This is a genomic window from Cupriavidus sp. P-10 (assembly GCF_003402535.2).
Classification (GTDB): Bacteria; Pseudomonadota; Gammaproteobacteria; order Burkholderiales; family Burkholderiaceae; genus Cupriavidus.
The window spans coordinates 2,109,822-2,121,832 of record NZ_AP025170.1; the positions used below are offsets into that span (position 1 = coordinate 2,109,822).

At 67.3% G+C, this 12,011-nt stretch carries 9 protein-coding genes; all 9 read right to left on the reverse strand.

What is annotated here, in order from left to right:
* Nucleotides 1-34: 34 nt before the first annotated feature.
* Entirely contained in the window at nucleotides 35-838 is an 804-nt protein-coding gene (gene ssuC / locus CTP10_RS09715) for an aliphatic sulfonate ABC transporter permease SsuC (protein WP_116320487.1), read from the reverse strand.
* Between the two features lie 11 nt (nucleotides 839-849).
* Nucleotides 850-2,022 carry an FMNH2-dependent alkanesulfonate monooxygenase gene (gene ssuD / locus CTP10_RS09720; RefSeq protein WP_116320486.1) on the reverse strand — a complete coding sequence of 391 codons (1,173 nt, stop codon included), beginning with the start codon at nucleotides 2,020-2,022 and terminating at the stop codon, nucleotides 850-852.
* Nucleotides 2,023-2,072: 50 nt separating this feature from the next.
* On the reverse strand, nucleotides 2,073-3,095 hold the full coding sequence (locus CTP10_RS09725; protein WP_116320485.1) for a sulfonate ABC transporter substrate-binding protein: 1,023 nt from the start codon (nucleotides 3,093-3,095) through the stop codon (nucleotides 2,073-2,075).
* Between the two features lie 168 nt (nucleotides 3,096-3,263).
* Entirely contained in the window at nucleotides 3,264-3,908 is a 645-nt protein-coding gene (gene ssuE, locus CTP10_RS09730) for an NADPH-dependent FMN reductase (RefSeq protein WP_116320484.1), read from the reverse strand.
* A gap of 74 nt (nucleotides 3,909-3,982) precedes the next feature.
* Entirely contained in the window at nucleotides 3,983-4,987 is a 1,005-nt protein-coding gene (locus tag CTP10_RS09735; protein WP_116320483.1) for a sulfate ABC transporter substrate-binding protein, read from the reverse strand.
* A gap of 418 nt (nucleotides 4,988-5,405) precedes the next feature.
* Nucleotides 5,406-5,945, reverse strand: coding sequence for a ferritin-like domain-containing protein (locus CTP10_RS09740; RefSeq protein ID WP_116320482.1), 540 nt, complete (start codon nucleotides 5,943-5,945; stop codon nucleotides 5,406-5,408).
* Nucleotides 5,946-6,198: 253 nt separating this feature from the next.
* A complete protein-coding gene (gene clpB, locus CTP10_RS09745) occupies nucleotides 6,199-8,787 on the reverse strand; it encodes an ATP-dependent chaperone ClpB (RefSeq protein WP_116320481.1) in 2,589 nt (862 codons plus the stop codon).
* 195 nt (nucleotides 8,788-8,982) lie between these two features.
* Nucleotides 8,983-9,855, reverse strand: coding sequence for a MaoC/PaaZ C-terminal domain-containing protein (locus CTP10_RS09750; RefSeq protein WP_116320480.1), 873 nt, complete (start codon nucleotides 9,853-9,855; stop codon nucleotides 8,983-8,985).
* Nucleotides 9,855-12,005 (reverse strand): D-(-)-3-hydroxybutyrate oligomer hydrolase, encoded by a 2,151-nt coding sequence (locus CTP10_RS09755; RefSeq protein ID WP_116320479.1) that lies wholly within the window; start codon nucleotides 12,003-12,005, stop codon nucleotides 9,855-9,857. Before CTP10_RS09755 ends, CTP10_RS09750 begins: the two co-directional genes overlap by 1 nt.
* Nucleotides 12,006-12,011 lie beyond the last annotated feature (6 nt).

Here is a 12,011-nt window from a genome sequence, read left to right on the forward strand (position 1 = left end):
CGATCTCCTTGCCGGACGTGCGGCATTGCGTGGTTCAGGCGGCTGCGTAGCCGGGGTGCCAGCGCAGCCAGTAGCGCTCCAGCCCGCGTGACAGCAGGTCGGCCAGCTTGCCCAGCAGCGCATAGAGCAGGATGCCGACCAGCACCACGTCGGTCTGCAGGAATTCACGCGCATTCATGGTCATGTAGCCGATGCCGGACTGCGCGGAGATGGTTTCCGCGACGATCAGGATCACCCACATCAAGCCAAGCGAGAAACGCACGCCTACCAGGATCCCGGGCAACGCGCCAGGGAGGATGACTTCACGGTACAGCTGCCAGCCCGACAGCCCGTAGCTGCGCGCCATTTCGACCAGCCCGGTGTCGACCGAGCGGATGCCGTGGTAGGTGTTCAGGTACACCGGGAAAAACACGCCCAGCGACACCAGGAACAGCTTGGCGGATTCATCGATGCCGAACCACAGGATCACCAGCGGGATCAGCGCCAGTGGCGGGATGTTGCGCACCATCTGCAGCGAGCTGTCGAGCAGCGTGGCCGCGCTGCGGAAGGTGCCCGTCAGGAGCCCCAGCAGCAGGCCCAGCCCGCCGCCGATGGCAAACCCGGCCAGCGCGCGCCAGGTGCTGACGCCCACGTGCTTCCACAATTCGCCCGAACGGGCCAGGTCCCAGGCGGCCTGCAGCACGGCCAGCGGGGCCGGCAGCACGCGGTTCGACAGCCAGCCGTACTGCGAGGCCGCCTGCCACACCACGATCAGCAGCACCGGCACGATCCACGGTGCCACGGCGCGCGCCAGCGCGGCGGGATGCCGGCGCGGCGGCGGAAGATGCGGAGCGCTCATGCCGCCCTCCCTCAACTCTGCGCGGCGCGCGGCACGATGCCGGTCGCCATGACTTCGCCGAACGGCCCGGACAGCACCTTGCCCGGCAACTTCTCGCGCACCGAGCGCGGCAGCAGCGGAAACACCTGTTCGGCAAAGCGGTAGGCTTCTTCCAGGTGCGGGTAGCCGGACAGCACGAACGTGTCGATGCCGAGTTCGGCGTACTCGCGCATGCGTTCGGCGACGGTGTGCGGGTCGCCCACCAGCGCGGTGCCGGCACCGCCGCGCACCAGGCCGACGCCGGCCCACAGGTTGGGGCTGATTTCCAGCGCCTCGCGCGTGCGGCGCGTGCGACGCTCAGCGCCCGCATGCAGCGCGGCCATGCGGCGCTGCCCTTCCGAATCCATCTTGGCGAACACCGCCTGCGCGCGCGCCACGGTCTCGTCGTCGAGGCGGCTGATCAGGTCTTCGGCGGCGGCCCACGCGGCGGCATCGGTCTCGCGCACGATCACGTGCAGGCGGATGCCGAACCTGACCGTGCGGCCGTGCTTCGCCGCGTGCCGGCGAACATCTTCCAGCTTCCGCGCGACGTCGGCCGGCGGTTCGCCCCAGGTCAGGTAGGTATCGACCTGCTCGCCCGCCAGCGCATGCGCCGGCGCCGACGAGCCGCCGAAATACACCGGCGGATGCGGCCGCTGCAGCGGCGGGTAGAGGACGCGCGCGCCCTTCACGCTCAGGTGCTTGCCCTGGTAATCGACCTGGCCGCTGTCATGGCTGGCCGCCAGCACGTCGCGCCAGATGCGCAGGAATTCTGCCGAGGCCTCGTAGCGCTCGCTGTGGTCGAGGAACAGTCCATCGCCTTCCAGCTCGGCGGTGTCGCCGCCGGTGACCAGGTTGATCAGCAGCCGTCCGTTGGAGAGGCGATCGAACGTTGCCGCCATGCGCGCCGCCAGCGTCGGCGCCATCAGGCCCGGGCGCACGGCCACGAGGAACTTCAGGCGCTGCGTCACGGCCGACAGGGCCGACGCCGCCACCCACGGGTCTTCGCAGGAACGCCCGGTGGGAATCAGCACCCCTTCATAGCCAAGCGTATCGGCAGCCACGGCGACCTGCTTCATGTAGTCGAAATTGACTTCGCGCGCACCTTCGGAGGTGCCGAGGTAGCGGCTGTCGCCGTGGGTGGGGATAAACCAGAATACGTGCATGTCGTTTTCCTTGTTGTTGTGCGAGGCCTAAGCGACGTCTTGGCGCTGCATTAGCGCTGCGCCTGCTGCTGCGGTACGTCCCACCGCGCGTCGGCCACCTTGACCGGCTTGGGGATCAGCTTGAGCGCGTGGAAGGCATCGGCGATGCGCTGCTGCTCGGCCAGCACGTCGGCGCTGACCGGGCGCGCGCCGTAAGAGAAGCGCGACACGGCCAGTTCCAGCACGTCGGCAGGCAGGCCGACTTCGCCGGTCAGCACGGCGGTCGCGTCCTTCGGATGCTTTTCGGCCCAGGTGCCCAGCGTGGCGAGTTCATCCAGGATCAGGCGCACGATCTCGGGCCTGGCCTGTGCGTAGGGACGCGACGCCAGGTAGAACTGGTGGTTGCTGACCACGTTCTTGCCATCCGCGCCACGGCCATCGGCCAGCACGCGCGCGCCAAGCTGCTTCTCGGCGGCTGCGAGGAACGGGTCCCAGATCACCCACGCATCGACCGAGCCGCGCTCGAAGGCGGCGCGCGCATCGGCGGGCGGCAGGTAGACCGGCTGGATATCGCCGTACTGCAGGCCGGCCTTCTCCAGCTGGCGCACCAGCAGGTAATGCACGTTCGAGCCCTTGTTGAAAGCCACGCGCTTGCCGCGCAGGTCGGCCACCGAGCGCAGCGCCGAGCCCTTGGGCACGACGATGGCCTCGGCGGTCGGCGCCGGCGGTTCGTTGCCGACGTAGACCAGTTGCGCCCCGGCGGCCTGTGCGAAGATCGGTGGGGCCTCGCCCACGGTGCCGAAGTCGACGGCGCCGACATTGAGGCCTTCCAGCAATTGCGGGCCGGCCGGGAATTCGGTCCACCTGACGGTGATGCCTTGCGGCGCCAGCCGCTTTTCCAGCGTGCCGCGCGCCTTCAGCAGCGTCAGCGTGCCGTACTTCTGGTAGCCGATGCGCAGCACCTTGGCGTCGATCTTCGACTGCGCTTCGGCGCGGCCGGGCAGCAGGCCGTAGGCCAGGCCGGTGGCGGCCACCAGCGCTGCGATAAACAGGCGGCGGCGCAGCGAGCCGGCCGGCTTGATAATGGTGGTCATGCGAATTCCTCCGTGGCCGGTCAACCGCCGGCGCATGTTCTGAAGTCGGGACAGCGTGAATACGCGGGCAGCAACCCGCCCTGCCTGCCCGGGTTGCCGGTGGCATGGTTGGCGGCGTTGCTGCCGCGGCGCCGGACTGGCCGGCGCCCAATGCATCAGGAATTCAGATCAGGCGGTACATCGCTCCGCCACCACGGCGGCAGCGGCGGCGCGCTGCACGAAGGCGCCGGGCATAACGTCGAGCGCGTCGAGCGGAACCTCGATGCGGGCATGGGCCAGTGCGTCGCGCACGCGCAGCAGGCCTTCGTCGAGGCGGGCGGACAGCGCGGCGTCAAAGCGCGCCTGGCGCACGCCGCCGGAGTCGGAATAGGCGGAGGTGTCGATCTGCTGGTCCACGGCAAAGATGCCGGGCAGGATCTGGCGCGAGCCCAGCGCGGACAGCACGGGGCGCAGCGCGTAGTCGATCGCCAGCGCATGGGCGAGGCTGCCGCCAGTGGCGATCGGCAGCACGATCTTGTCGCGCAGGCCGGTTTGCGGCAGCAAATCCAGGAAGGCCTTGAGCAGGCCGCTGTAGGCGGCCTTGTAGACCGGCGTGGCCAGCACTACCACCTGGGCCTCGGCCACCGCGCGGGTGGCGGCGGCAATCGCGTCATCGTCCACGCGCGCTGCCAGCAGCGGACCCGCCGGCAGGTCGCGCAGGTCCAGGTGGCGGGTGCGTTCGCCGGCAGCCTCCAGCGCGGTGCGCAGGTGCGCCAGCACGAAGCCGGAGCGGGACTGGACCGACGGGCTGCCGGAGAGCGTCAGGATGGACATCGGGGCTTCCTTCTTCTGTTGGGCCGGCTCGGTGCCGGGCCGCCCCACGCGGCCCCGCCCGCCGGCCTCATGGGTTATTTCTTGCCGGGCTGGTAGACCTGGTCGAACGAGCCGCCGTCGGCGAAGTGGGTCTTCTGGGCCTTTTGCCAGCCGCCAAACACTTCATCGATGGTGAACAGCTTGACCTTGGGGAAGTTGGCTGCGTACTTGGCCGCCACCTTCTGCGAGATCGGGCGGTAGTAGTTCTTCGCGGCGATCTCCTGGCCTTCGTCGGTGTACAGGAACTGCAGGTAGGCCTCGGCTGCCTTGCGCGTGCCCTTCTTGTCGACCACCTTGTCGACCACGGCCACCGGCGGCTCGGCCAGGATCGAGATCGACGGCGCGACGATCTCGAACTTGTCCGGACCCAGTTCCTTGATGGCCAGGATGGCTTCGTTTTCCCAGGCCAGCAGCACGTCGCCCAGGCCACGCTCGACGAACGTGGTGGTGGCGCCGCGCGCGCCGGAATCCAGCACCGGCACGTGCTTGAGCAGTTCGCCGACGAACTCGCGCGCCTTGGTTTCATTGCCGCCCGGCTGGCGCAGCGCATAGCCCCACGCGGCCAGGTAGTTCCAGCGCGCACCGCCCGAGGTCTTCGGGTTCGGCGTGATCACCTGCACGCCAGGCTTGACCAGGTCGCCCCAGTCCTTGATGCCCTTGGGGTTGCCTTTGCGCACCAGGAACACAATGGTCGAGGTGTACGGCGCGGCGTTATGCGGCAGGCGCTTTTGCCAGTCCGGCTTGATCAGGCCCTTCTCCGCAATGGCGTCGACGTCATAGCCCAGCGCCAGCGTCACCACGTCTGCGTCCAGCCCGTCGATCACCGAACGGGCCTGCTTGCCGGATCCGCCATGTGACTGGCGCACGGTCACGGCATCGCCGCCCTGGGCCTTCCAGGCCTTGGCGAAGGCGGCGTTGACGTCGACGTACAGTTCGCGCGTCGGGTCGTAGGAAACGTTGAGCAGGCTGGTCGCCGAAGCGGTCTGCGCCGCGCCCAGGGCGCCCAGGACTGCCAGGCCGATGGCCAGTTTGCGGATCATGTGTGTTGCTCCCGTCTGTCGTGAATGGGCGCCAGGCGCCTCTGGTTGCTTTGCCCGCCGTCGGGGGCGGGCTTGTGTCAGGAGCAAGACTACCGACGGGGCTATCTGAACGGAACGAATGGTTTCGCCGATCCTTTGCTGTTTTTTGCATAAGATCGGACGGAAATATCGGCATGCCGCCATATGGGGACGATGAGGGCTCCAGGTGGCCGGAGGTGGCGCAACCGGCACGCACAAAAGAAAACGCCCGCACCGGCAAACCGGTGCGGGCGAAGTTTCCATTCCGGAAACGGGTAGACAAGTCATGAAGAGCGCCCCCGCATCTCCATGACAAGACAAATGGTATCGGGTCGCCGCGGGATCCGGTTTGATCGCGGTCAAGTCCGGAACAACCCGCAGCGAATCGCCCCGTGGGGCTTCAGCCGCCCTGGCGCGCCAGCAGGTCCGCCATTTCGTCGGCGTGTTCTTCTTCCACCGCCAGGATCTCTTCCATCATCCGGCGCGAAGTGGGGTCGCGCTCGCCCAGGAACTTGATGATCTCGCGATAGCTGTCGATGGCGATGCGCTCGGCCACCAGGTCTTCCTTGATCATCTCGGTCAGGTTGTTGCCCGGCACATATTCGGCATGCGAGCGGCTGGTGAGGCCGTCCGGCGCGAAGTCGGGCTCGCCGCCAAGCTGGACGATGCGCTCGGCGATCTGGTCGGCATGGCCCTGCTCTTCATTGGAATGGGCCAGGAATTCTTCGGCGACGCTCTTCGAGTTCGGGCCCTGGGCCATGAAGTAGTGGCGGCGATAGCGCAGCACGCAGACGATTTCGGTGGCCAGCGCATCGTTCAGCAGCTTGAGCACCGTTTCGCGGTCCGCCGTATAGCCCGCGGTCACGGCACCCTCGTCGAGGTGCTTGCGGGCGCGCTCGCGCAGGGTCTTGACGTCTGTGAGGAAGGACTTGTCGGTCATGGATTGGCTCCTGTGGGGATGGCTGCATCGCGGCGCAGCGCTTTGTAAGGAAACTCAACCCTTTTGCAACGCGAAAAGTGTGCCACTTGGAAAACCGCATGCGGCCCGGCGGTTGGCGGGGCGGAACCGGGCAGCGCCGTGAAAAAATTGCACGGTACGGCACTCCCTTACATGGCGAGGGAACCGCGACATGAAAAAAGGCCCTTGCGGATCCGCAAGGGCCTGGCTATGGGATCGCCAGCCCGTGCCGGACTTAGTGGACGGACCGCCCGAACGTGAACTCGCCGTCCACGTAGTCCACCGGCACCACATCCTTTGCCGTGAACTTGCCTTCCAGGATGGCGCGCGCCACCGGATTTTCGATCTGCTGCTGGATCGCCCGCTTGAGCGGACGCGCCCCAAACACCGGGTCGTAGCCTGCGCTGGCGATCTTCTCCAGCGCATGCTCGCTGACCTCCAGCGTCATGTCCATGCGGGCCAGGCGGGCCTGCAGGCGTTGCAGCTGGATGCGCGCGATCGACTCGATGTTCTTCTGGTCCAGCGCGTGGAACACCACGACTTCATCGATCCGGTTCAGGAACTCTGGCCGGAAATGCGTGCGCACTTCCTGCCAGACCGCGCCCTTGATTGCTTCCTGCGGCTCGCCGCTCATCGCCTGGATGATCTGCGAACCCAGGTTGGACGTCATTACGATCACCGTGTTCTTGAAGTCCACCGTGCGGCCCTGGCCATCGGTCAGGCGGCCGTCGTCCAGCACTTGCAGCAGCACGTTGAAGACGTCCGGGTGGGCCTTCTCGACCTCATCGAGCAGCACCACGCTGTACGGCTTGCGGCGCACGGCCTCGGTCAGGTAGCCGCCTTCCTCGTAGCCCACGTATCCCGGCGGCGCGCCGATCAGGCGGCTGACGCTGTGCTTCTCCATGAATTCGCTCATGTCGATGCGGATCAGGTGCTCTTCGGAGTCGAACATGAACTCGGCCAGTGCCTTGCACAGCTCGGTCTTGCCGACGCCGGTCGGGCCCAGGAACAGGAACGAGCCATAGGGCTTGTTCTCGTCCGCCAGCCCGGCGCGCGAGCGTCGGATGGCATCGGACACCAGCCGCACCGCCTCGTCCTGCCCCACCACGCGCGCATGCAGGCGGTCTTCCATCTTCAGCAGCTTCTCGCGCTCGCCCTGCATCATCTTCGACACGGGAATGCCGGTCGCGCGGCTCACCACTTCGGCGATTTCCTCGGCGCCCACCTGCGTGCGCAGCAGCTTGTTGGGCTGCTTCTGCTCGCTGGCTTCGGCATCGGTCGCGGCCTTGAGCTTGCCTTCCAGGCCCGGCAGCTTGCCGTATTGCAGCTCGGCCACCTTGTCGAGCTTGCCTTCGCGCTGCAGCCTGGAGATCTCCAGCTTGATCTTCTCGATCTCTTCCTTCAGCGCGGCAGTGCCCTGCGCGGCGCCCTTCTCGGCCTTCCAGATCTCGTCGAGGTCGGCGTATTCCTTCTCCAGGCGCGCGATCTCCTGCTCGATCAGGTCCAGGCGCTTGAGCGAGGCTTCGTCGGTCTCTTTCTTGACCGCTTCGCGCTCGATCTTGAGCTGGATGGTGCGGCGCTCGAGCTTGTCCATCGCCTCCGGCTTGGAGTCGATTTCCATCTTGATGCGCGCGCCGGCCTCGTCGATCAGGTCGATCGCCTTGTCGGGCAGGAAGCGGTCGGTGATATAGCGATGCGAAAGCTCCGCCGCGGCGACAATGGCCGGGTCGGTGATCTCGACCCCGTGGTGCAGCTCATACTTCTCCTGCAGCCCGCGCAGGATGGCGATGGTGGCTTCCACCGTGGGCTCGTCGACCAGCACCTTCTGGAAGCGGCGTTCCAGCGCGGCGTCTTTCTCGATGTACTTGCGGTATTCGTCCAGCGTGGTCGCGCCGATGCAATGCAGCTCGCCGCGCGCCAGCGCCGGCTTGAGCATGTTGCCCGCGTCGATCGCGCCTTCGGCCTTGCCCGCGCCGACCATCGTGTGGATCTCGTCGATAAAGACGATCGTCTGGCCCTCGTCCTTGGCGACGTCGCTCAGCACCGCCTTCAGGCGCTCCTCGAACTCGCCGCGGTACTTGGCGCCAGCCAGCAGGCCGGCCATGTCGAGCACCAGCACGCGCTTGTTCTTCAGGCTCTCGGGCACTTCGCCGTTGACGATGCGCTGCGCCAGCCCTTCCACGATCGCGGTCTTGCCCACGCCGGGTTCGCCGATCAGCACCGGGTTGTTCTTGGTGCGGCGCTGCAGGATCTGGATCGCGCGGCGGATCTCGTCGTCGCGGCCTATCACGGGATCGAGCTTGCCGATGCGGGCACGCTCGGTCAGGTCGATGGTGTACTTCTTCAGCGCCTCGCGCTGGCCTTCGGCGTCGGCGCTGTTGACGGATTCGCCGCCGCGCACGGCCTGGATGGCCGATTCCAGCGACTTGCGGCTCAGGCCGTTTTCGCGCGCGATGCGGCCGGCGTCACCCTTGTCGTCGGACACGGCAAGCAGGAATAGCTCGCTGGCGATGAACTGGTCGCCGCGCTTGATCGCTTCTTTCTCCGTGGCGTTGAGCAGGTTGACCAGGTCGCGGCCGATCTGGACCTCGTTGGTGCCCTGCACCTGCGGCAGGCGCTTGATGGCGGCGTCCAGCGCCGTCTGCAGGCCCTGCACGTTGACGCCGGCGCGTGCGAGCAGCGCGCGGGCAGCGCCGTCGTCCTGCGACAGCAGCGCGCGCAGCACATGCTGCGGGTCGATATATTGGTTGTCGTTGGCCAGGGCCAGGCTTTGCGCTTCAGCCAGCGCTTCCTGGAACCGGGTGGTCAGCTTGTCAAGACGCATAGGATTCCCTCTCTCGGATAGGTCGTGTCCTGATGCGGGGGGCGCTGGCTCCGGGCTTCACCGCCGGGTTGCCTGGATGCCCTGCCGGACACTGGATATCCGAAAGATAAGGCTTTGTCGCGACATTTCAAGGACTGAGGCCGCATGTCGTCGAGTGCAGCAAACGATACGCGGCGGACTCCATAATGCAACTTGCTATGCCGCCCGGCTCTCGCTGCCTTTGTCCTCCAGGTTGCGCACCAGCACCAGCGACTCGCCCTGCACCAGCACGCGGCCATCCTCCCCGGTGACTACGCTGGCCAGGTTGACCAGGTCCTTGCCGGCGCGCAGGCGGACGATGCGCACCTGCGCCGTCAGCGGTTCGTCGAGCCGCGCGACCGACGCCAGCCGCAGCGACTGCTTCATCCAGCCGGTGCCGCGCCCGGGCAGGCGCGTTCCCAGCAGGTCAGAGAACATGCCAGCCAGCAGTGGCAGCGGCACCACCGCGCCGCCGAACCCGCGCCCGCGCGCGAAGGCAGGGTCGGCATGGTACGGGTTGGCATCGCCGGTCAGGGCCACGTACTCGTCGATATCGGCCGCGGAGAAAGCGCGGGTGGCACTGGCGCGCTGTCCGGGGCGCAGGCCGTAGAGCGTTGGGTCGCCCTCGCCCTCCGGCTGCGCCCCCGGCCACGATGGCAACCGGCCAGGTGCTGCATCGGCCAGCCACAACGATTCGCCTGCAGCCGCGACGCGCGGGGCCGCGCCAGAGATGCCCGCGCTGACCGTGGTGCCGAAGCCCGCCAGTCCCGCCTGAGGCTGCGGAACCAGCGCAAACGCCACCGCATCGCCGACGAAGGCCGGTGTCGGGAACATCAGCGTCTGCGCCACCGGCAGCGCGGGCGCGGCCAGTTCCCGCCAAGTATGGGCGCATAGCAACGAAAACAGGAACATGCCGTGCGCCACCGGGGCACCGAAATGCGTGCCGCGGGCAAAGGCCGGATCGCAGTGGATCGGGTTGTCATCGCGCGACAGCACGGCGAAGCGGTCAAAGTCGCGTTGCGTCAGCACGCGCGGCATGGCGTCGGTCATCAGTTGGGCACCTCTACGGTCGAAGCATTGACGGTAATCGCATTGCCCGGCGCGGGTGTGGCAGCGATCGGTGGGACATTGGACGGCAGCAGCGTGGGCGCGGGCGTGTTAAAGGTGCCGCCGCGCGGCGTGGTGCGCACTACCTGCGATGGCGGCAACGCCTTGCCGGAGGTCAGGTTGTCGTAGACAGCGTCGAGCGCCCGGTTCAGGTAGACATGGAGCGGCACATAGCGGTTGCTGTAGCCCGGCACCAGTCCGATGAAGGCATCGAAATGCTGGGCGTTCTCCACCTCGATGTACGACAGCTTGCTGGTCACGCCCTCCTTCTGCCGGTTCAGCCCCAGGTACGGGCGCGAGGTATGGTTCACCGGCAGCAGGCCGTCGCTGCGGCCATGCACGATCACCGCCGGCTTGCCGCGCAGGTTACCGTTGCGCAGCGTCAGCGCCTGGCCCGCCTGCAGTGCGCGCGCCGCGGCGTCGCTGCCGGCCAGCAGCTTGCGCAGGCAATCGGCGCCATCGTAGTTGAGATCGGTGCGGCCGTTCGATGCCGACACGGAAAACAGGTTCAGGTACGGGCCGTGCGTCGGGTCGAGGTCGTTGATCAGTTGCACCGTCGGCGGCTGCGGCGGGATGCCGTTGCCGGTGGCGAACATCGACGCCAGCGCCGCGGGTGCGATCGCAGCGGGCTTCAGGTCGGTCAGCGTATTGGCAAAGCTGTAGCCGCACAGCTTGTCGGTCACGCTCGCCTGCGCGTAGGCGTTGGCGTAGGTCACGGTAATCGCGGCAGCCGTGTCGAATGCGGCCAGCGACGGGTGCAGGTCATCGGATTCCGGCTCCCAGCCCGCAGCATGCAGGGCCTGCAATGCGCTGGCGCTCTGCTCGTTGGTATTGGCGCCGCTGACCAGCCCCTTTTCCGCGAGCGTGGTGCAGCGTGCGGCAAAGAATGGCTCCATGGTCGGGTTGTTGTAGAACGGGGACTGCGTCAGCGCGGTAGTCCGCGCGGCGCAATGCTGCAGCAGGTTCGCCGTGCTGGTGTAGTCATACAGCGTGCGGCCCGAGGACAGGACCTGCACGCCGCCGCGCTGCACCACGACGCCCGTGTCGGGCGGCATGTTGAGGTTGGGCTCGCCCACGGCCACGCCGTCGATCAGGCCATCGGCGTCCTGTTCGGCCGCGGCCACCGCGGCGCCGCCGCCGTTGGACACGCTCGAGGCAATCACCAGGATCTTGCCCTTGTCCATGCTGCGCTGGCGCGTGCCGTTGGCGGACACCGCACCGAAGCGGTCGTTGATTGCCCAGATCGCGAACTCCACCGCCTGCAGCGTGAACTTGCCCCAGTCCTTCTCCGGGTTGCGCTGAGAATGCGCGTGCTTGAACGCGAGCCGGTGCGGGCTGGCGGCGGTGAAGTCGGCCAGCGACGTGGCGCCGGCAGGCGCGGCGAACTGCGCATTCTTGCCGGCGGCAGCGCGCGTGGTGCGTGTGCCGTCGATCAGCGGCACGGTATCGGTGTCCAGGTCGTGCGGCGCGGCACCGGTGCCCTTGTCGGTGTAGGCCACTGCGCAGCCGCGCTTCAGCCCCCACTCACCGGTGGCGATGGCGCCGTACACGCCGCGCGATCCAGACGATGTGGCGGTGATCACGCAGGGCCTGGCGGAATCGAAGCTGGCCGGGATCTGCACCAGCATGGTCACGTTCTGCTGGCCCGAGCCGTCGTCCGAATACGCCAGGTATTCCACGCCGGCGATCTTGCCTTCCGACCCGGTGACATTGCCCTGCGCATCCACGTTGGGGCCATACAGCGAGCCATATCCGCCAGCCGCGGTGGTATCGACGATGGCGCGGTAGTTAGCGTAGATCGCATAGCGCCGCAACTCCGCCGCGGTCGGCGCGGTGGCATTGGTCGGCACCGGGGCTGTGGCGCTGGCGAGCCCGTCCTTGCCCAGCCCCGCGGTCAGCAGGTCGTCGCTGCTGCCGTTGTAGCTGTTGACGGTGACCGTGCCAATATATGCAGGCTTGGTGTTGGGGTTGTTTCCGTTGCCATTGTTGTCATCGCCCGAGCCGCAGGCAGCGGCCAGCATTGCGGCGGCGATGGCGAACACAGTGCGGCGCAGGCGGCTTTCTTGCAGCGGCGGAAACTGCTTGGAATGCATGTCACC